Below are 21,113 nucleotides of genomic sequence, written 5' to 3'. Positions count from 1 at the left end.
CGGCATGACGAAGAAGGGCGAGATGATCATGATGCGCACGATGCCCTGACCGAAGATGTCCTGGTCAAGCAGAAGCGCAATCGCAATACCGCCGATGACGGTGATCAAAAGCACGCCGCCGACGATGGCAAGCGTGTTGAAGATCGACTGGAAGAAGGCCGGATCGGTATAGAAATACTGGTAATTGAACAGGCCTGCGAAGCTGACATTGGCAGGGTTGAGGAGATTGTAGTTCTGGAACGAGAACCACAGCGTCATCGCCAGGGGCACGATCATCCACACCAGCAAAAGCAGCACCGAAGGCGCAAGCATAACCCGCGCCAGACCGCTCGTGTTTCGTGTTGCCATTGCACTAACCTCCCCATGGGCTCGGGCATCACGAAATGCCCCCGGCATATCCGGAAGAACCGGCTCATTCCAGTTTTGATTTGAAAGGCTTAAAGGCCGCCGCGCAGCTCGCGGCTTGCGCCCCCAAGGTTCGCTGCCCGGCATTGGCGCCGGACAGCGATCTTCAGGAGGATTACTTGATGTAACCGGCGCGGGTCATTTCACGCGTCGCTGTCGACTGGGCGCTGGCAAGCGCATCGTCGACACTGGACTGGCCGGCAACGACCGCCGAGAACAGCTGACCGACCGTGGTGCCGAGCGCCTGGAATTCAGGGATCGCCACGAACTGACCGCCGGTGTAAGGCACGGGCTTTACGGTCGGCTTGGTGATGTCGGCGGCATCCATCGCAGCAAGCGTCGGCTTGGCGAAGGCGGCTGCTTTTTCATAGTCAGCATTCTTGTAAAGCGAGGTGCGGGTACCCGGAGGCACGTTTGCCCAGCCTTCCTTGGCAGCGACGAGTTGGGTATATTCCTTGCTGGTTGCCCAGGAGATGAACTTCTCGGCGGCATCCGCCTTCTGCGAGCTCTTCGGGATAGCAAGGTTCCATGACCACAACCAGTTGCCGTGGTTCTTCAGCTCGCCATGCGTCGGGAAGAGCGCATAACCGACCTTGTCGGCAACGGTCGAATCCTTCGGGTTTGAAACGAAGGAAGCAGCCACCGTGGCATCGATCCACATGCCGCATTTGCCCTGCTGGAACAGCGTCAGGTTTTCGTTGAAGCCGTTGGAGGAAGCACCCGACGGACCGGCATCCTTCATCAGATCGACGTAGAACTGAAGAGCACTCTTCCATTCCGGCTGATCGAACTGCGGCTTCCAGTTCTCATCGAACCAGCGGCCGCCAAAGGAGTTGGTGAGCGCGCTGATGAAGGCCATGTTCTCGCCCCAGCCAGCCTTGCCGCGCAGGCACATGCCGTTGATATCCGCCTTGCGATCGGTAATCTTGCGGGCAGCGTCACCGATGAATTCCCAGGTCGGGTTTTCAGGCATCTTCAGGCCGGCTTTTTCAAACAGGTCCTTGCGATACATGATCATGGCGGATTCGCCGTAGAACGGCGCCGCATAAAGCTTGCCTTCGCTGGAAAGACCACCACGGATCGCCGGCAGAATATCATCCACGTCGTATTTGTCGCCAAGCTTTTCGAGCGGCAGCAGCCAGCCCTGCTTGGCCCAGATCGGCACTTCATAGTTGCCGATGGTCATGATGTCGTACTGACCGCCATTGGTGGCGATATCGGTCGTCACGCGCTCGCGCAGGACGTTTTCTTCAAGCGTGACCCATTCCACCTTGATGTCGGGGTTCTTGGTGGTGAAGTCGGAGGTCAGACCCTGCATGCGGATCATGTCGCCGTTGTTGACGGTGGCGATGGTCAGCGTTTCGGCGGAAGCAAGGGTCGAAAAGGCGAGTGCCGAGCATGCGCCCAGCAAAATGGTCTTCAATGTCATATCTTCCTCCCAGAAGAAATTTATGAGCATTCGCTTTGCTCTGGGGCATTTACTCACCCGCAGCCAAAAAAAGTCAAGCAACATCCTGTGCTGCGGCGCACATGGAAAAATCAAGTCATTGATTTTAATGGATTAATTTTTGCTCAGTGTGTGAGCAAATATTCACTTGTCGCTTCGTCGGTGATGAGGCCGTTCAAAAGACCACCCCTCAGTGCCGCGAGAATCGAGGCATTCTTGCGCGCGCCCTGCGCCATACCGATGACCGTGCAGGTCTCTCTGGACGGAATGGGAACGGAGGCGACGCGCTCGTTGACGGAATGGTCGAGAATGCGGCCGTTGGCATCATACATCCAGCCGCAGATTTCGCCGATCGCACCGCTTGCCATCAGGGCCTTCATCTCGTCGACACCGAGAAAGCCATCAACGCAGAGCGGTGCATTTTCTCCCAGTTCGCCGACGCCGACGAAGGTGACATTGGCGGCTGCACCCAGCGCCAGCGTGGAGCGCACCATGGACTGGTCGTGCAGCAGTTCCCGCTCTTCCGCAGACGAGCAGAGAACCGGCAGCGGCATCGGGAAATGCCGCGCCTTGATGGCATCGGCCATACTGAAGATGACGTTGTAATAGGCGGCCGATCCATCCGGCCCGATATTGCCTGTCAGTGACACGATGCGGTGCTGCGGACATTCCATCGGCGGCAGTTGGTCCACAGCCGCCTTCAGCGTACGGCCGGTGCCGATGGCAAGCACGATGGGATCGGCATTTTTCAGCCAGCGCTCGATTTCCGCCGCGCCGGCCTCGGCAATGCCGACCGTGGAGGAAACGCCAGCGGGATCGCTCGGCACCACCTCGATATATCTAAGGTCGAATTTCTGCTTCAGCCGCTCCGCCTTTTCGAGACAGGCGGCGATGGGATGATCGAGCCGGACCTTGATCAACCGCTCGGCGACGGCCAGCGATACCAGCCGCTGCGCCGATTGCCGGGATATGCCCATGGCAGCGGCGATCTCGTCCTGCGTGCGGCCCGCGACATAATAAAGCCAGCCAGCACGCGCCGCATCATCAAGCCGTCCATGTGCGTCGTTCCGTCTGGCCATGCCGCCGCCCTCTAAGAATTATGCTCGAGCATTTGCTGGCATTTTTTCAGGCCGCCTGTCAAACGGCGCAGCGACTGAGCGAAGCGTTTGGCGGCACCGGGCACCTCTAAAGAAGATGCAAAACATTTCCTCCGTCATGCTCGGGCCTGTCCCGAGCATCTGCAATGCACCGATTTACGAGACATTGGCAGATCCTCGGCACAAGACCGAGGATGACGTCGTCAACACAGAGGCACCTATCCCTGCGCAGTTTCCTCTATATCAAGCCGCTTCCTGCACCAGATGCCCTGCCGAAACCTCGCGGTAATGGCGTTGCGGCGGAACATAGTTCACAGGACGGATCGGGCTTTTGATCTCGTCCGTTGCCATGTTGCGCCTGATCTGGCGCCGGGCCGGATCCGGCACCGGAACGGCGGACATCAGCTTTTTCGTATAGGGGTGCTGCGGATTATCGAAGACGGCGGCGCGTGGGCCGATTTCGACGATCTCGCCGAGATACATCACCGCGACACGATGGCTGACACGCTCCACCACAGCCATATCGTGGGAAATGAACAGGAAGGCGAGGTTGAGGCTCTGTTGCAGATCGAGCAGCAGGTTACAGACCTGCGCCTTGATGGAGACATCAAGCGCCGACACTGCTTCATCGGCAACGATGACCTTGGGGTCAAGCATCAGCGAACGGGCAATGGCGATGCGCTGGCGCTGGCCGCCGGAAAACTCATGTGGGAAGCGCCGCATCATATCCGGGCTGAGGCCAACCTTCTCCATCAGGTCCGCCGCCTTTTCACGCGCCTGCGCCTTCGGTCCAAGCCGGTGTTCGATGAAGGGCTCCATGATCGCCGTGCCGATGCTCATGCGCGGATCGAGACTGGCGAAGGGGTCCTGAAAGATCATCTGCACGCTGCGGCGCATGGTGCGCAACGTCGTCTTGTCGAGTTTCATCACCTCGTAACCGTCGAGCGTCACGTTACCGGAGGTCGGTTCGATCAGCCGGGTGATCGACCGCCCCGTGGTGGACTTGCCGCAGCCGGATTCACCGACCAGCGATAGTGTCTCGCCCTCAGCCAGATCGAAGGAGACCTTCTCCACCGCATGCACGGCACCGGACTTGCGGCCGAGAAGACCGGAGCGGATATCGAAGCGGGTCGTCAGGTCCCGGACCGAAAGAATGGGCGTGCGACCACCGGAAACCGTGTTCCTGACCTCTTCAACCGGTTGGCTTTCGCCGGTCTTGATATCGATGATCGGAAAACGGGCGGGCAGTACCCGCTCTTTCATCGAACCGAGCTTCGGCACCGCCGAAAGCAGGGCGCGCGTATAGGGATGGTTCCCGCGATGGAAGATATCGTCCGTCGTGCCGGTTTCCACCACGTCGCCGCGGAACATGACGATGGTGCGGTCCGCCACTTCCGCCACCACGCCCATATCATGGGTGATGAACAGGACCGACATGCCCTCCTCTTCCTGCAATTGCTTGATAAGGTCGAGAATCTGGCCCTGAATGGTCACGTCGAGCGCCGTCGTCGGCTCGTCTGCAATCAGGAGCTTCGGCTTGGAGGCAAGCGCCATGGCAATCATCACGCGCTGGCGCATGCCGCCGGAAAACTGGTGCGGATAGTCGTCGAAACGGTTCTTCGCATTGGGAATGCGGACTTTTTCCAGAAGCCTGACAACTTCGGCCTTGGCAGCAGATGAGGAAATATCCTGGTGCACGGTCAGCGCTTCGGCGATCTGCTTGCCGATCGGGAAGATCGGATTGAGGCTGGTCATCGGCTCCTGGAAGATCATCGAAATGTCCTTGCCACGAACCTTGCGCATCTCCTCTTCCGGAAGTGCCAGCAAATCGCGCCCGCCGAGCATGACCTTACCCTCGATGCGGCTCGTTTTCTTATCGAGAAGCCGCATGATCGACAGCGACGTCACGCTTTTGCCCGAGCCGCTTTCGCCAACGATCGCCACCGTCTCGCGGGGCGCAATGTCGAAACTCATATTGCGGACGACCGATTTCCAGCCGCCATCAACGCGGAAGGACGTGGTCAGATTTTGAACCGAAAGTACCGGGCTTACCGAACCGCCGGTCTGTTCCATGGATGTTGCCGCCAAAAGCATGCCGATCTCCTGAAAAGCGAAAGGCGGCCGTGAAGGCCGCCGGATGTCTTACGCAGCAAGCGCGGTTTCGGCCATCGAGACCCAGTAGCTGATGCCGTAAGGCAGGGCCTCGTCGTTGAAGTCATAGGCGGCATTGTGCAGCCCGGCCGTGTCGCCGTTACCGATGAAGATGAAGGCGCCGGGGCGTGCTTCCAGCATGTAGGAAAAATCTTCCGCGCCCATATGCGGGTTGGGATTGGTGTTGACGGCGTTTGCGCCTGCCACACCTGCCGCCACGCTGGTTGCGAATTCGGTTTCGTCATTGTGGTTGAAAGTAACGGGATAACCGCGATCGTATCTCACCTCCGCCGTCGCACCATGCGCCATGGCGGTGGCTGTCGCCACTTCCTTCAACCGTTTTTCGGCGAAATCGCGGGTTTCCGGCAGCAGGGTGCGCACCGTGCCGGTCAGCGTCACCGAACCGGGAATGACATTGCCCGCTGTGCCGCCGTGGGTAGTGGCGACGGTGACGACCAGCGATTTCAACGGGTCCGTTTCCCGCGAGACGATGGATTGCAGGGCGATGATGATATAGGCCGAGGTCAGCACCGGATCGACGGAAAGATGGGGGGCCGCCGCATGGCTGCCCTTACCGGTAATGACGATCTCGAAACTATCCGCCGCCGCCATCGTCGAACCCTTGCGGATGGCGAAATTGCCGACCGGAATGCCCGGCTCGTTATGCATGCCATAGACCTGAGAAATGCCGAATTTCTCCATCATGCCGTCGTTCAGCATGGCAAGTGCCCCTGCGCCACCCTCTTCAGCCGGCTGGAAGATGACGGCCACGGACCCCTTGAAATTACGGGTCTCGGCCAGATATTGCGCCGCACCCAAAAGCATGGCCGTGTGCCCGTCATGGCCGCAGGAATGGGCCTTGCCCGGAACCTTGGAAGCCCAGGGCTTGCCGCTGGTTTCGAGGATCGGCAGCGCATCCATGTCGGAGCGGAAACCGATGGTCGGGCCGTCTCCGTGCCGCCCCTTAATGATGCCCACCACGCCGGTCTTGCCAATGCCGGTTTCGACGATATCGCATCCGAAGGATTTGAGTTTCTCCGTCACGAATTTCGAGGTTTCGAAGACGTCGTAGAGCAGCTCCGGCGTCTCGTGCAGGTGGCGCCTCCAACCGGCTACTTCTTCCTGCATCTCGGCCACACGGTTCAATATCGGCATTCCCATTTTTCCTTTTTTTGTTCCCCGCCGGGTTGTCGGGAACCATATTGCGTTTGGAATTTCTGCTTTTGCAAGTATGAATTTCGCTAGATGAGTGAAAAATAGGCCCGAAGCCAATCGGCTCAAATTTTGTTCATCAATCAGAGTTTGGGGCTTGCATTTCAAAAAAACTGACAATAGCATCATTGGGAACGGAAGAATATTCGTTAGCAAAATCAAACACTTAAAACAAAAGACTTGCAAATGACGTTGAGGAAAAGCGTCAAACATTCAAACAGATAAAATCTTCAAAGGGGAAAATCACAATGAAGAAGCGCAGCGTTCTCTTTGCCAGCACGGTGGCGGCCTTGGCCATGGCAGGCTCTGCCGCCCATGCCGAGCGTGGCAGTGACGGCGAACTGAAAATCCTTTTCTGGCAGGCTGTATCGACACTCAACCCTTATCTTTCCGGCGGCACCAAAGAGATCTACAGCTCGTCCATGGTGATTGAGCCTCTGGCCCGCTACGACGAAAAGGGCGAGCTGGTGCCGATGCTGGTGAGCGAGATCCCGACGGTCGACAATGGCGGCGTCGCGAAGGATCTGCTCAGCATGACGTGGAAGCTGAAAAGCGACGTCAAATGGTCCGACGGCACGCCGCTTACCGCTGACGACGTCATCTTCACGTGGAAATATTGCACCGCACCCGACGGCGGCTGCGCGCAGGCGGCGCAATATGAAGGTGTGAAAAACGTTGAGGCTATCGATGCCCATACCGTCAAGATCAGCTTCACTGAACCCAAGCCCTACCCCTACTCGGCATTTGTCGGCGCGCAATCGCCCGTCATCCAGAAAAAGCAGTTCGAAAACTGCGTCGGCGCCGCGGCTCCCGGCTGCACATCCGCCAATTTCGGCCCCATCGGCACCGGCCCCTTTGTGGTCAAGGAGTTCAAGCCGAACGACGTCATCAGCTATGTCGCCAACCCCAATTATCGTGATCCGGCCAAGCCCGCCTTTGCAACGGCTACCCTGAAGGGCGGCGGTGACGCAGCTTCCGCTGCGCGTGCCGTGCTTGAAACGGGTGAATTCGACTACGCCTGGAACATGCAGGTGGAGCCGGAAATTCTGGCGACCATGGTGGCCGCCGGCAAGGGTAAGCTGGAAACCGCCTTCGGCACGCAGGTCGAGCGTATCAATCTCAACTGGTACAATGCCGATCCTGCGCTGGGTGACAAGCGCTCCACCAAGGAAGGCGGTCCGCATCCGGCCCTTTCCGACCCGGCCGTGCGCCGTGCACTCTCGCTCGCCATCGACCGCGACATTATCGATGAGACGGGTTATGGCGAGGCGGGCAAGCCGACCTGCAACATCGTGCCGGCCCCGGCGGCTGTTGCTTCGACGAAAAACGACAGCTGGTGCCTGAAGCAGGATCTGGAAGGTGCAAACAAGCTGCTCGACGATGCAGGCTGGGTGAAGGGGGCCGATGGCATCCGCGCCAAGAACGGTGTGAAACTGTCCTTCCTCTACCAGACCTCCACCAACTCCGTTCGCCAGGCAGCGCAGGAACTGGTGAAGGACATGTGGTCGCAGATTGGCGTTGCTGCCGAACTGCGCAATGTCAGTGCCTCCGTCTTCTTCGGCGGCGATCCGGCAAGCCCGGATACCTTCCAGAAATTTTATGCCGACGTTGAAATGTACACCAACAATTTCGACGGCACCGACCCGGAAAAATATCTGGCGGAATGGCTCTGCGACAAGATCCCCGCCCCCGCAAACGGCTGGCAGGGTCAGAATATTCCGCGTTATTGCAACCCGGAATTCGACAAGCTGGTGGGCGTACTTTCCAAGACGACGGACTTCGCCAAGCGTGGAGAAATCGCCAAGCAGCTGAACGACATGCTGACGGAAGAAGGCGCGCATATTCCGCTGATCCACCGTGGCAACGTCTCCTCGCATTCGCTGACACTCGAAGGCGTTCGCATGAACGCCTGGGATTCGGAACTCTGGAACGTCGCGGACTGGTCCCGCAAAAAGTAATCCGCAAATGCGCGGTCGCCCCTGACGGGGGGACCGCGCTCATTTTGCGAGACCCTGACGGTCTGGAGACTTTTCGATGTTTACCTTTACGCTCCGGCGGCTTGCCTTTGCCGTACCGACGCTGCTCGTCATCAGCTTCGTCATATTCGCCCTGCTCGATCTGGCGCCAAATGATCCGACCGGCGACCTGCCGCTGACCATTCCGCCCGAAGTGCGCGAGCAGATCCGCGCCTCCCTCGGCCTCGACCAGCCTTTCTTCATCCGTTACCTGATATGGCTGCAGCAATTTTTCATCAATGAACCGCTGAACCTGTTCGAGAAGCTGACAGGCTGGCAGATCGGCGACGGTAGCCGCATGCGTGTGCTGTCCTGGGCAACGCGCAGCCCGGTGGTCGATCTCGTCATCCAGCGCATGCCGCAAACGCTTTGGGTCGTCGGCCTTGCCTATCTCTTCGGCGCGCTTCTGGCGATCCCGATCGGCGTCATTTCCGCCTACAAACAATATTCGATCTTCGATCAGATCGGCACCTTCGTCTCGATGGTGGGTTATTCGGTTCCCACCTTCTTCACCGGCGTGCTGCTGGTCGTCATCTTCAGCTCCTATCTGCAATGGTTCCCTTCCGTCTACGACACCAATCTGCAGGTGACTGACTGGGGAAGCCTCGTGGCACAGATCAAACAGATGTTCATGCCGGTTCTGGTGCTGACCCTTTACAACGTCTCGCAGATCAGCCGTTTCGTACGCGCCTCGATGCTGGACAATCTGCATCAGGACTATGTACGCACCGCGCGTGCCAAGGGCGTGAAGGAAAAATCCGTTCTGCTCGTTCACGTCCTGCGTAACAGCCTCATACCCGTCGTCACCGTCATCGCACTCGGCGTGCCGACGATCTTTTCCGGCGCCATCATTACCGAACAGATTTTCCGCGTGAACGGGCTTGGCCAATTGCTGATCACCGCCGTTCAGGGCGCGGATATTCCGCTGGTGCAGACGCTGACCTTCATTTTCGCGGTGCTTATCGTGCTCTTCAACCTGATTGCCGACGTGCTTTACGGCATTCTCGACCCGAGGATCCGCTATGACTGACGCCACCCTCGCAGCACCAGCCGTTGCCGCCACGCCTGTGCAATCGGCACTTGCCGATATCTGGAAACAGTTCCGCGTCCACAAGGGCGGCGTGGCAGGCCTGTTCGTTTTCATCTTTATTTTGCTTGCGGTCTATGTCGGGCCCTATATCCACACCGTCGCGCCCAATGCCATCAATGTGAAGGAACGCAACCAGTGGCCGTCGCTGGCGCATCCCTTCGGCACCGACAATCTGGGCAAGGACATGCTGGCGCAGGTGCTGGCGGGCGGGCGCATCTCGCTTGCCGTCGGCATCACCGCCATGCTGCTGGCGCTGTTTCTCGGCACGCTGGTGGGGGTGCTGTCAGGCTATTTCCGAAGACTTGACGGGCCGCTTATGCGGCTGACGGACCTGTTTCTGGCCCTGCCGCTGCTGCCGCTGCTGCTCGTCATTCTCATGCTGTTCCGTGATACGCTGCGTGCCGCTTTCGGGCCGGAAACCGGTATCTTCATCCTCATCGTCTTCGTGATCGGGGTAACCAGTTGGATGCATACCGCACGCATCGTGCGCGGCGACGTGCTGACGATCAAAAGCCAGGAGTTTATCATGGCGGCGAAATCGAGCGGCATGCGCGAATACCGCATTATCCTGCGCCATATCCTGCCGAATGTGTTGAGTTCGATCATGGTCTCAGCCACGCTCGGCATCGCCTCGGCCATCATCACGGAATCGGCGCTGTCCTTCCTCGGCCTCGGTTTTCCGTCAGACTTTCCGACCTGGGGACGGCTGTTGTTCGATGGCGCCAACTTCCTGCAGCTGACGCCCTCGCGCGTGCTGTGGCCTGGACTGGCAATCTCGCTGACGGTTCTGAGCGTCAACTATATCGGCGATGCCGTGCGCGATGCGCTTGATCCAAGGGCGCTTAAGAGCTGACGCGAAGGGCGCGGTGGCTGCGCCCTTCCCTTTATCTCAGTGATAATTCATCTTTTCCGCGTCGAGAATGCTGTCTGCATCCAGCGCAGCAATCGGAATGTCGCTGCGCGCCGGAATATCGCCGGAAAGCTGCAAGGCCAGATAACGCCCGCAGCAGACTCGTAAAAACGAGGTGAAGTTGCCGAGATCATGCCCGGCATCGATCGATTCATTGTAAAGCTTGGCAATGAGCTGCGCGCTGTTCATGCCATCGCGGCGTGAAATCTCGTCCAGAGTCGTCCAGAAGAAGTTTTCAAGTCTGACGCTGGTGACCATGCCATCGATCCGCAAAGACCGGGTATGGCTTTCCCAAAGCGTCGGGTCTGCCTTGATGAAAAGCTTGCACATGATGTCCTCCCTCAGCAAGCTGCAGAAGATAGACGGGAAACGGGACCGGTAAAAGCCCCATTCCGCCGGCCTTATCTGCCGAGCACCGCCATGAATTGCGAAAGCCATGCCGGATGCGCCGGCCATGCGGGCGCCGTCACCAGCTTGCCGTCGGTAACCGCCGCGTCGATGGCGATATCGGCATAGGTGCCGCCCGCCAGTTCCACCTCGGGGCGGCAGGCCGGATAGGCCGAGCAGGTGCGGCCCTTGAGGACACCCGCAGCCGCCAGCAATTGGGCACCGTGGCAGACGGCCGCGACCGGCTTGTCAGCCTCGAAGAAATGCTTCACGGCGGCAAGCACATCCGCATTCAGCCGCAGATATTCCGGCGCGCGACCACCCGGAATGACCAGCGCGTCGTAATCCGCGACCTTGATATCGGCAAAAGTTGCGTTGAGCGCGAAATTATGACCGCGTTTTTCTGAATAGGTCTGGTCGCCCTCGAAATCATGGATCGCGGTCGCGATCGTCTGGCCAGCCTTCTTGCCGGGGCAGACGGCATGCACCGTGTGACCAACCGCAAGCAGCGTCTGGAACGGCACCATGGTCTCGTAGTCCTCGGCGAAATCGCCGGTGATCATCAAAATCTTCTTCGGCATGCTTGCTCCTCCCATTTTGAATGCCCGGGGCACCGTAACAGGAGGGGTGGAGAAGCGGGTATTATGGCTATACTACAGGGCCGATAAAGACGGGATCAGCGCGCTTCGGGCGGCTCCGGCCAGCGCCGAACACCGCCGCCCCAATCCTCGAAGGCCTTGGAAAGCTTGAGAACGAGCAGATCCGCGTAACGCGGGCCGACGATCTGCAAGCCGATGGGCATCCCGGATTTCGACAAGCCGCAATTGATCGAGGATGCCGGCTGTTCCGACATGTTCCAAGGGACGGTGAAGGCGATATGTTCGAAGGGTCGGTCGGGATCGTTGGTGGGCGAGGCCCAGTCGGCCGGATAGGAGACGATGGGATTGACGGGTGAAATCACCACATCAACCGACTGCATCAACCGCCCGCAGGCTTTGCGCATTTCCATGGTCTGGTTGAAACCGAAAACGGCCCGCGCGCCGGAAACACCAGCGCCCTTCTGCGCCCATTCGTGAATATAGGGAAGGATCGCCGCGCGTCGTTCGTCACTCAGCGCCGCCATATCGCCCCAGAATTTCGCCCGCCAGAAATCATCCAGCCCATCCAGCATGTCCCGAGACAGCACCGGCTCGACCGGGACCACGATGGCACCTGCATCTTCGAACAGCTTTGCGGACGCCACAACAGCATCCCGCACCTCATCGTCCAGGGCCAAGCCGCAGCCGGCATCCAGCATCAGGCCGATCCTCAGGCCCTTTACGTCGATATCGAGGTCCATCCAGTTGATATCGTTGGGCGGCAGCGCGGTGCCGTCACGCCAGTCCGGGCGGGAAAGTGTGGCCATGGCATAGGCGGCGTCAACGACGGTGCGGGTCATCGGTCCGGCGCAACGGCCGGTATAATAGGGATCGACAGGTATGCGGCCCTGGCTGGGCTTGAAGCCGAACAGCCCCGTCCACCCCGCCGGTAGCCGCACCGAGCCGCCAATATCCGTACCGATATGAAGCGTGCCGTAACCTGCAGCACCGGCAGAAGCCGCACCGGCACTGGAGCCGCCGGGGTTCTGTGTCGGGTCCCACGGGTTGCGGCTGAGCTTGTGAAAACTGGAAAGGCCTGATGACAACATGCCGTAATCCGGGCAGGTGGTCTTGGCGTAAATGATGGCGCCGTCCTCGCGGCAGCGGGCCGCAACCGGCGCGTCTTCCAGAGCCGGCACCAGTTCCACCGCTTTGGTGCCAAGCGGAACCGGCTGGCCTTTGGTGGCGATCAATTCCTTCAGCGACACCGGAATCCCATCGAGGGGCCCAAGCGTTTCACCTTTTTGCCAGCGCATCGTCGAGGCCAGCGCCTGCTTACGGGCATCCTCGGGATCATAGGCGTAAAGCGCGTTCACCGTGGGCTCGAATGCGTCGATACGGGCCTCTACCGCCTTCCAATATTCCGATGGCGACAGCTTCTTTTGCCCGTAAAGCGCCAGGATTTCGAGCGTGTTGAGGTGTATGAGATCGGTCATAAGCTTCGTCTCGTCAGAAAACAGATAATATGGGCGATATCGGCTTGAAGCGGTCAGCTGGTATCGCGTGGGTCCAGCAGGTCGCGCAGGCCATCGCCAAGCAGATTGAGGCCGAAGACCGCGAGCGCAATGGCAAGGCCGGGCATGATGGCAAGCCAGGGTGCTGCGCCAAGATAGGTCTGCGCATCGGCGAGCATCCGCCCCCAGGTGGCGGCCGGCGGCGGCATGCCGAGACCGAGGAATGAGAGTCCCGCTTCGGTGAGGATGGCAAGGCCGAGCTGGATCGTCACCTGCACGATGATCTGGTTGGAAATATTCGGCACGATATGAAACAGCGTGATCTTGGCGCGGTTCTGGCCGATGCTGGTGGCGGCGGTGACATATTCCCGCGACCATATCTGCAAGGCCGCACCCAGCGTCAGCCGCGCAAAGACCGGCACCATGAAGGTGGCAATGGCGATGATGGCGGTGAACCGCCCCGTACCGATGAACGCGCCGAGCATCATGGCCGACAAAATCGGCGGTACGGCGAAGATGATATCGCAGGCGCGCATCACCAGGGTTTCGGTGAAACCGCGCAGTGCCGCGACCGATACGCCAAGCGCCGTGCCAATGAGCGCGCCGATGGCAACGGCGGCGATGGAGGTGGAGAGCGAATTCCATGCCCCCGCCATCAGCATGGACAGCACATCGCGGCCAAAATGGTCGGTGCCAAGCCCGCCATAGGTAAAGGGCGATTTCAGCTTCTGGGCAATCTGTATCTTCGTCGGAGAAACCGGCGTCCAGACCAGCGAAAGCAGGGCAACCGCGACAAGAAAGAGAGTGACGGCGATGCCAAGGACGAAAGCGGGGCGGCGGCGGATCAGTCGCATCATCGTGCACCTGCCCGCAGTCTTGGATCGATAAAGAGATAGGCGATATCGACCAGAAAATTCATGACGATGACAAGCGCCGAGAAGAACAGTACGACAGACTGCATGACGACGATATCCCGCTGGGTCAACGCCTGATAGGCAAGCCGCCCGAGGCCCGGCAGGTTGAAGACATTCTCCACCAGCACTGCCCCGGCAATCAGGAAGGTGAATTGCAGGCCGATCATGGTGACAACGGGGATCATGGCGTTCGGCACCGCATGTCGCCACAGCGCTACCCGCTCGCTCAGCCCCTTGGCGCGGGCGGTGCGCACGAAATCCTCGTTCATTACCTCAAGTACTGCCGAGCGGCAGACGCGGGTGAGGACGCCTGCCTGCGACAGCGCAAGCGCAATGGCTGGAAGCACAAGCGCGATAAATCCGGCAGAGAAACTCGGACGCCAACCGGGAAAACCGCCAGATGGCATCCAGCCGAGCGTGGTGGAAAAGACGATGATGAGCAGCAGCCCGACCCAGAAACCGGGAACGGCAATGCCGACATGGGAAAATAGCCCGGCTGCGAAATCCACCGGCCCGTTTCGGCTTCTCGCTGCCGCGACGCCGAGCGGAATGGCGATGGCGACCGACAGGCAGACCGCGAGCAGCGCAAGCGGCAGGGTGACGGCAAGCCGCTCGACAATAAGCCCCGCTACCGGCACGCCGTAGGTATAGGATTGTCCGAGATCACCCCGGAATACGCCTGCAAGCCAGTGGATGTAACGCAATGGCAAGGGCTGATCGAGACCCATCTGCTTTTGCAGCGCGAGAAGCGTATCCGGGCTCGCCGACGTGCCGAGCATGATGGCCGCCGGATCACCCGGCAACAGCCCCATGATGATGTAGATGATGAGCGACACCGCAAACAACGTGACGATGAGGCTTGCAAGGCGCCGGACGAGAACGGCTAACATCTGGCATTCTTTCCTTGCGTTGTTTCGTTTCGGGATGTGGCGGATGGATTTATTGTCATCCCCGCACACTCTTCCCTCACCCCTGTGCTTGTCACAGGGATCCAGCCGAAGCGTGCCTGCACGGCGGAAAGATTCCTTTCAGCCCAACGACTTGGGCTGGCTGGATTTCTGTGACAGGCACAGGAATGAGGTGGTGGGTAGGAATGCGCCTCACCGTTCACAACAAACGTCACTCTTCCCAATGCACATCCGTCAGCACATTGGACGGAATGGGTTCGTTTTCCCACAACCCCTTCAACTTCTTGTCCCAGACGCCGAGTTTCGGCATCACGAACAAGAACAGCGCCGGCACATCTTCGGCGAGGATTTTCTGGGCTTCGCCGTAAAGCTTTTCCTGCTCGGCCGCATCCGCCGTTTTTTCAACATTGGCGATGACCTCGTTGAAGGCAGGGTTCTTATAGTTGAAATAATAGGGATCACGGGAGTAGATATCGATATCCATCGGCTCAGCGTGGGCGACGATGGTCATGTCGTAATCCGCGCCCTTCAAAACATCCGCCACCCATTTTGCCGGAAATTCCGTGGTCTCGATGGTCATGGTGACACCGATTTCGGCCAACATCGCCTGGAGGATTTGCGAGGTCCGCTGGGCATAGGCCATTTGCGGGGCCTTGATCGTGAAGCTGAAACCGTCGGGGTAACCCGCTTCGGCAAGAAGCGCCTTTGCCTTGTCTATATCGTAAGAATGAACACCGGTCGTATCGATGTAACCGCGATCGTTCGGCGTGTAGTGGCTGCCGATGGCCGTGCCGTAACCCGACCATGCGCCTTCAATCACCGTGCCGCGGTCCACCGCCATCATCAGCGCCTGGCGCACGCGCTTGTCGTTGAAGGGTTTGCGGGCATTGTTCATGCCAGCCACGACCTTGAGTTCCGTATTGCCGACGAAGGTACCGAGACGCGCATCGCCGTCGAAGGACGTCATCAGTTCCGGCGCGCCGAATTCCGGGAAGGCATCGATATCGCCGGATTTCAGTGCCGCTGCCTGCGCCTGCGGATCGGAAACGAAGCGGAAGGTGGCCTTTTCAAGCTTCACCGCCACCGCCTTGTCCCAATAGGCCGCGTTCTTCTCCAATTCCACCTTGTCGCCCTTGGCCCAGTTCACGAACTTGAACGGGCCGGTGCCGATGGGCGTGGTACGGTTATTGTCAGCGCTCTTCGGCGCAACCATGACGGAGGCCGGCCAGCCGAGCCAGTAGATCAGGCTGCCCGCCGGCTGCTTCAGCTTCAGTACCAGCGTCGCGGCATCCGGCGTTTCTATGCTCTCGATGGCGGTGAAGAAGCGTTTTTGTGGGTTTACCGACGTTTCACCGCGCGCCCGGTCGAGCGAAAATTTCGCAACAGAGGAATCGAAGGCCTCGCCGTCGTGGAAGGTAACACCCTGGCGCAGCTTGAACGTATAGGTCTTGCCATCGGCTGAAATTTCCCAGCTTTCGGCAAGCTGCGGTTTCACCTTGCCGTCATGGTCGATGGTGACGAGACCTTCGAATATGTTCTGCCAGCTGACCTGACCGATGGCGACGGGTGCCGCAATTGTCGGGTCGAGACCTGTCGGCTCCACTGTCATGCCCAGCGTCAAGGCGGTCTTCGGCGCGGCCGCGGCGTCCGTCATAGAAAGCGGCATCCAGAGCGCCGTCCCCAGTGCAAGCGCAAGCGCGGCGCGCCGCGTAACTTTCAGCGGCTGCGAAAAATAAGTGCGTGGCATCATTGTCCCCTGTCTGGCGGCCGAGGCATTTTTGCCTTTCGAAGACCACCCGTTGCAAAAAGAGTGTCATGTTGCAGGCGCACACACAATCGTGATTTTTGTGTGCTCCGTGTAGCTGAAATGGCTACACGGAAATACGGATGGAAATCAACCGGGATGGACAATTCTCCAGGCTGACGAATTCCCCTACCCCGCTGTCGCCTCGCGCATGAAACGCTCGATGAAATCGGCAAGCTTAGAGGCGGCGAAGGATAGTTGACGGTCGGGCGCCACGCAGAGATCGATCTGGGTGTGGATGCCCTTCTTGCCGGAAAGCGGAACAGCAACCATCTGGCCGCTGCGAATTTCACGCGCCACCGACAAGGCCGGCAACAGCGTGGCCGCGGCATGGCCCAGAACCAGTTCCTTCAGCATTTCCAGCGAACTGGTGATAAAGACGGGATCAAGCTCGATACCGGCATCGGCAAACAGTGTATCGAAGGCCTGACGCGCCGCGAAACTCTTGTCCGGCAGGGCAAGCGGCAGGCCGGCCAGTTCTTTCAGCGAGACTTCCGCCTGCGCGGCAAGCGCATGGCCGGTCGGAAAGATAGCATCGTAACTGATACGGGTGCGCGAGCGCACTTTCACGCCGGAGACCTTGGGCGCAAAAAGGCTGACGACCAGATCCGCTTCGGCTGCACCCAGTGCTTCCATCGCCTGGCGCGCGCTGGTGATGTGCACCTCGAAGCGCAACTGCGGATATTTGAGGCTGAACTGCGCCAGCACCGGCGCCAGAAGGTTCGCAACCGTCGCGCCATTGGCATAAACGGTGACCCGGCCGCGCTGAAGCCCCTTCAGGTCATCGATCAGCTGGTGCACATGGTCGAGTTCGCGCAGCGTCTTGCCGGCGCGGGCAGCCAGCAATTCCCCCGCCGCCGTCAGCTTCACGCCCCGGCTGGAACGCTCCACCAAAGGCGAGCCAAAATAATATTCGAGGTTCTCGATCTGGCGGCTGACTGCCGTCGGCGCGACATTCAGATTTTCGGCAGCGGCGCGCATGGAATTGGTGCGGACAAGTTCGTCGAAATACATCAATGCGCGCAATTGCATGGTCGGGATACCCTGTTTTGGCCGACACTGTCCGTCATGCCGGGCTTGACCCGACTATAGCGGCAGCTCAAGCGCGCTTGAAGCCCTCGCTCGCCACCAGCAGCTGCCTGGTATAATCCGCAGTAAACTCGCGGCTTTCCAGCGCTTCCGCCTCCAGCATTTCCACCACCTTGCCGCTTTTCATTACCGCAAGGCGATCGCACATGTGGCTGATGACGCCGAGATCGTGGCTGACCATAACGAAGGTGAGGTTGCGGTCCTTGCGGGCCTGTTCCAGCAGATTGAGGATTTCCGCCTGAATGGACGCGTCGAGCGCCGAGGTCGGCTCATCCAGTAGCAGAATCTTCGGCTCGACGATCAGCGCGCGGGCAATGGCAATACGCTGCCGCTGACCGCCGGAAAGCTGGTGCGAATAGCGGAAGCGGAAACCGGTGCCGAGACCCACCTCATCAAGCGCACGCGCGATGCGTTGCTCGCGATTGTCGAGACCGTGGATGACGAGTGGTTCTAGCAGCAGCGCATCCACTGTCTGGCGAGGGTGCAGGGAACCGTAAGGGTCCTGAAACACCATCTGCACATCGCTATAAAAGCTCTTGTCGCGGTGCTTGCCCGAATAGGAGCGACCGGCCACCATCAACGAGCCTTCGTCGAAATGGTTGAGGCCGGCAATTGCCCGAAGCAGCGTCGACTTGCCGGAACCGGACTCGCCGACGATACCGAAGGACTCACCCTCGGCCACATCGATGCTGACGCTGTCGAGCGCGATATATCCGTCGAAATCGACCACCATGTCTTTGATAGAAAGAACCGTGCTCATGCGCGCCACTCCGCCTTGCGTTCCAGAACCGGCAGCGGATGCCGGTGGCCGCCAATTTCCGGCAGGCAGTTCAAAAGACCCTGCGTATAGGGATGCTTCGCCTCTTTAAGATTAGCAGAAGAGAGCTCCTCAACGACCTTGCCCGCATACATGACCAGAACGCGGTCGCAGAAAGACGACACCAGCCGCAGATCGTGGCTGACGAAAATCAGCCCCATGCCGCGGTCGCGAACCAGCTTGTCGAGAATATCGAGCACTTCGAGCTGGACCGTCACGTCGAGCGCGGAAGTCGGCTCATCGGCGATCAGAAGTTCCGGGCCGCAGACCAGCATCATGGCAATCATGACGCGTTGGCCCATTCCGCCGGAAACCTCGTGCGGGTAAAGATCGAACACGCGCTCGGGATCGCGGATCTGCACCGCCTCCAGCATGGCGAGCGTGCGTTGGCGCGCCTCGCCGGAACCGATGCTTTCATGGGTACGCAGCGTTTCCATGATCTGGCGGCCGATGGGCATGACCGGGTTCAACGAATATTTCGGGTCCTGCAGGATCATGGCCAGGCGCTTGCCGCGCATGAGCCGCCGTTCCTTTGCCGAAGCACTGAGAAGATCGACATCGCCGAAGCGCAACACATCGGCCTCGATGCGAGCGCTTTTCGGCGTCAGGCCCATGATGGCGCGGCCGGTCTGCGATTTGCCGGAGCCGGACTCGCCGACGATGCCTAGGCGTTCGCGTCCTAGCGTGAACGAGACGCCACGCACCGCCTCCACCAGCCCGGTGCGGGTGGGAAAGGAAACGCGCAGGTTCTCGACGGTCAGAAGCGGCGCGCTCATTGGTTCGCCTCCTTGGGGTCCAGCGCATCGCGCAGGCCATCGCCCAGAAGGTTGAAACCGAGGCTGACGATCAGGATCGCAATGCCCGGCATGGCGGCAACCCACCATTGGTCGAGAATGAAACGGCGTCCGGAAGCAATCATCGCGCCCCACTCCGGCAGCGGCGGCTGTGCACCGAGGCCAAGGAAGCCGAGACCGGCTGCTGTGAGGATGATGCCCGCCATATCGAGCGTGACACGCACGATGAGCGACGACATGCAAAGTGGCATGACGTGTTTCAGAACGATGCGAAACGGCGACGCGCCCATGAGCTTGACCGCCGCGATGAAATCGGAATTGCGGAAGGTCATGGTTTCGGCGCGCGCGATGCGCGCATAGGGCGGCCATGAGGTGACCGCGATGGCGAGCACCGCGTTTTCAATGCCCGGCCCAAGTGCGGCCACCAGCGCAAGCGCCAGAACCAGCTTCGGAAAGGCCAGAAAAATATCGGTGATGCGCATCAGAACGGCATCCACCCAGCCGCCGGCATAACCCGAGACGGTGCCGACGATGAGTCCGATGGGTGCGGCGATGATGGCCACCAGCAGCACGACGAACAGGGTCAGCCGCGAACCGTGGATGAGGCGCGAGAGAATATCACGCCCCTGATCGTCAGTGCCGAGCAGGTAACCTTCTGTCCCCGGAGGCAGAAGTCGGGCATTGCGCAGATCGCCCTGCACCGGATCGTGTGGTGCAAGCACATTGGCGAACAGTGCGACAAGCAGCAGCGCAATGATGATGCCGAGGCCAAGCAGCGCCAGCCGGTTTTCCGAAAAGCGCCGCCAGATGACATAGGCACGGCCTAGCCGTGCCTGCCTGCGCGAGGCAGGCCGGTCGGAGAGCAGCCATTCGCGGCTGTAGGGTTTGAGTGTATCGGTCGAAATCGTCATCGGCTGCGCGTCCTTGGGTCGAGCGTCCGGTAAAGCAGATCGGAGAAGAGATTGATGCCGACGAAGATGGCGCCGATCACGATCGTGCCGCCAAGAACGGCATTCATATCCGCATTCTGCAGGGAATTGGTGATGTAGAGGCCGAGCCCCGGCCACGCGAAGATGGTTTCGGTCAGCACCGAACCTTCCAGCAGACCGGCGTAAGATAGCGCAATCACGGTCACCAGCGGCACGGCGGCGTTGCGCAGCGCGTGAAACCAGATGATGCGCGTTTCCGAAAGCCCCTTGGCGCGCGCCGCAACGATATATTCCTGGGCGAGCTCATTCAGCATGAACGAACGCGTCATGCGGCTGATATAGGCCAGCGAAAAATAGCCGAGCAGCGAGGCGGGCAGGATGATGTGGCGGAGCAGATCCCACAATACGTCCCATTGCCGTTGCCAGATCGCGTCGATCAGGAAGAAACCCGTGACCGGCGTAAAGGTGAATTCGTAGACGATATCCATCCGGCCGGGATAGGCGACCCATTGCAACCGGGCGTAAAACACCAGGAGCGCCAGGAGGCCAAGCCAGAAAATCGGCACGGAATAGCCGATAAGGCCGATGACGCGCACGACCTGGTCGGCAAAGCTGCCGCGCTTGACCGCGGCAAGCACGCCGAGCGGAATGCCAAAAACGGCGCCGATGATGGTGCCGAGCGTGGCAAGCTCTATGGTTGCCGGGAAAACCCGCTTGATATCCTCCATCACCGGGTTGGTGGTGAGGACTGAGATGCCGAAATCACCCGACAGCGCCTGCTTCAGATAGATGAAGAACTGCTGCCAGAGCGGCAGGTTGAGGCCGAGCTGCTCACGCACGCGCTCGACCACATGCGCAGGCGCGCGGTCGCCGACAATTGCTAGCGCGGGATCGATCGGCACAACGCGGCCAATGAAAAATGTGACCGCCATCAACCCCAGAAAGGTGGTGATGACGGTGACGGCGAAGCCGAGAATGGCCTTCGCGCGGGCGTTGGCACGGCGTTTGCCCTGCCTCGCCCGGCTGTTTGCTTCAACGATGCTCAATAGACC

Annotated in this window: 18 protein-coding genes and 1 pseudogene; 3 read left to right on the top strand and 16 right to left on the bottom strand. The window is 59.7% G+C overall.

The genetic code is table 11. The features are described from left to right. The 5 genes and pseudogenes from ASD46_RS24170 to ASD46_RS24150 all read right to left on the bottom strand — a co-directional run. Window positions 1-348, bottom strand: a pseudogene (locus ASD46_RS24170) (sugar ABC transporter permease); the annotation flags it as partial. A 172-nt stretch (window positions 349-520) separates the two neighbouring features. Then, window positions 521-1,834 carry an ABC transporter substrate-binding protein gene (locus ASD46_RS24165; RefSeq protein WP_003518078.1) on the bottom strand — a complete coding sequence of 438 codons (1,314 nt, stop codon included), beginning with the start codon at window positions 1,832-1,834 and terminating at the stop codon, window positions 521-523. Between the two features lie 143 nt (window positions 1,835-1,977). Next, entirely contained in the window at window positions 1,978-2,931 is a 954-nt protein-coding gene (locus tag ASD46_RS24160) for a sugar-binding transcriptional regulator (protein ID WP_003518080.1), read from the bottom strand. A gap of 261 nt (window positions 2,932-3,192) precedes the next feature. Next, window positions 3,193-5,043, bottom strand: coding sequence for an ABC transporter ATP-binding protein (locus tag ASD46_RS24155; protein ID WP_013762304.1), 1,851 nt, complete (start codon window positions 5,041-5,043; stop codon window positions 3,193-3,195). Window positions 5,044-5,091: 48 nt separating this feature from the next. After that, window positions 5,092-6,255 carry a M20 aminoacylase family protein gene (locus ASD46_RS24150; protein ID WP_025595062.1) on the bottom strand — a complete coding sequence of 388 codons (1,164 nt, stop codon included), beginning with the start codon at window positions 6,253-6,255 and terminating at the stop codon, window positions 5,092-5,094. A gap of 305 nt (window positions 6,256-6,560) precedes the next feature. Here ASD46_RS24150 and ASD46_RS24145 point away from each other — a divergent pair, with 305 nt between their 5' ends. From ASD46_RS24145 to ASD46_RS24135, 3 genes are all read left to right on the top strand, one after another. Next, on the top strand, window positions 6,561-8,270 hold the full coding sequence (locus ASD46_RS24145; protein WP_025595063.1) for a peptide ABC transporter substrate-binding protein: 1,710 nt from the start codon (window positions 6,561-6,563) through the stop codon (window positions 8,268-8,270). Between the two features lie 76 nt (window positions 8,271-8,346). After that, window positions 8,347-9,357 carry an ABC transporter permease gene (locus ASD46_RS24140; RefSeq protein WP_060642895.1) on the top strand — a complete coding sequence of 337 codons (1,011 nt, stop codon included), beginning with the start codon at window positions 8,347-8,349 and terminating at the stop codon, window positions 9,355-9,357. Further along, window positions 9,350-10,270 (top strand): ABC transporter permease, encoded by a 921-nt coding sequence (locus ASD46_RS24135; RefSeq protein WP_013762302.1) that lies wholly within the window; start codon window positions 9,350-9,352, stop codon window positions 10,268-10,270. Before ASD46_RS24140 ends, ASD46_RS24135 begins: the two co-directional genes overlap by 8 nt. 36 nt (window positions 10,271-10,306) lie before the next feature. On the opposite strand, the gene ASD46_RS24130 is transcribed toward ASD46_RS24135, so the two are convergent. The 11 genes from ASD46_RS24130 to ASD46_RS24080 all read right to left on the bottom strand — a co-directional run bounded on the left by ASD46_RS24130 (window position 10,307) and on the right by ASD46_RS24080 (window position 21,107). Beyond that, the gene (locus ASD46_RS24130; RefSeq protein ID WP_003518088.1) at window positions 10,307-10,657 is read right to left on the bottom strand and encodes a ribbon-helix-helix domain-containing protein; all 351 of its coding nucleotides are present in this window, start codon (window positions 10,655-10,657) and stop codon (window positions 10,307-10,309) included. Window positions 10,658-10,728: 71 nt separating this feature from the next. Further along, a complete protein-coding gene (locus ASD46_RS24125; RefSeq protein WP_003518089.1) occupies window positions 10,729-11,295 on the bottom strand; it encodes a DJ-1/PfpI family protein in 567 nt (188 codons plus the stop codon). A gap of 95 nt (window positions 11,296-11,390) precedes the next feature. Further along, a complete protein-coding gene (locus ASD46_RS24120) occupies window positions 11,391-12,788 on the bottom strand; it encodes an amidase (protein ID WP_025595066.1) in 1,398 nt (465 codons plus the stop codon). A gap of 53 nt (window positions 12,789-12,841) precedes the next feature. Further along, window positions 12,842-13,663, bottom strand: coding sequence for an ABC transporter permease (locus ASD46_RS24115; RefSeq protein ID WP_060642894.1), 822 nt, complete (start codon window positions 13,661-13,663; stop codon window positions 12,842-12,844). Then, the gene (locus ASD46_RS24110) at window positions 13,660-14,610 is read right to left on the bottom strand and encodes an ABC transporter permease (protein WP_003518092.1); all 951 of its coding nucleotides are present in this window, start codon (window positions 14,608-14,610) and stop codon (window positions 13,660-13,662) included. Before ASD46_RS24110 ends, ASD46_RS24115 begins: the two co-directional genes overlap by 4 nt. Window positions 14,611-14,839: 229 nt before the next feature. Next, window positions 14,840-16,375, bottom strand: a complete 1,536-nt coding sequence (locus ASD46_RS24105; protein ID WP_025595067.1) for an ABC transporter substrate-binding protein — start codon at window positions 16,373-16,375, stop codon at window positions 14,840-14,842. A gap of 186 nt (window positions 16,376-16,561) precedes the next feature. Then, window positions 16,562-17,464 carry a LysR family transcriptional regulator gene (locus tag ASD46_RS24100; RefSeq protein WP_025595068.1) on the bottom strand — a complete coding sequence of 301 codons (903 nt, stop codon included), beginning with the start codon at window positions 17,462-17,464 and terminating at the stop codon, window positions 16,562-16,564. 67 nt (window positions 17,465-17,531) lie between these two features. Beyond that, window positions 17,532-18,281 (bottom strand): ABC transporter ATP-binding protein, encoded by a 750-nt coding sequence (locus tag ASD46_RS24095; protein WP_025595069.1) that lies wholly within the window; start codon window positions 18,279-18,281, stop codon window positions 17,532-17,534. Then, entirely contained in the window at window positions 18,278-19,114 is an 837-nt protein-coding gene (locus ASD46_RS24090) for an ABC transporter ATP-binding protein (RefSeq protein ID WP_035200158.1), read from the bottom strand. The genes ASD46_RS24095 and ASD46_RS24090 overlap by 4 nt, the downstream gene beginning before the upstream one ends. Then, on the bottom strand, window positions 19,111-20,043 hold the full coding sequence (nikC, locus tag ASD46_RS24085; protein ID WP_003518097.1) for a nickel transporter permease: 933 nt from the start codon (window positions 20,041-20,043) through the stop codon (window positions 19,111-19,113). Before nikC ends, ASD46_RS24090 begins: the two co-directional genes overlap by 4 nt. After that, a complete protein-coding gene (locus ASD46_RS24080) occupies window positions 20,040-21,107 on the bottom strand; it encodes an ABC transporter permease (RefSeq protein ID WP_060642893.1) in 1,068 nt (355 codons plus the stop codon). Before ASD46_RS24080 ends, nikC begins: the two co-directional genes overlap by 4 nt. Between the last annotated feature and the right edge of the window lie 6 nt (window positions 21,108-21,113).

Origin of the sequence: Rhizobium sp. Root491 (assembly GCF_001427205.1) — a bacterium.
Classification (GTDB): domain Bacteria; phylum Pseudomonadota; class Alphaproteobacteria; order Rhizobiales; family Rhizobiaceae; genus Agrobacterium; species Agrobacterium tumefaciens.
Note: the sequence above shows the minus strand (reverse complement) of the source record. Positions and strands in the feature narration are given on the sequence as shown.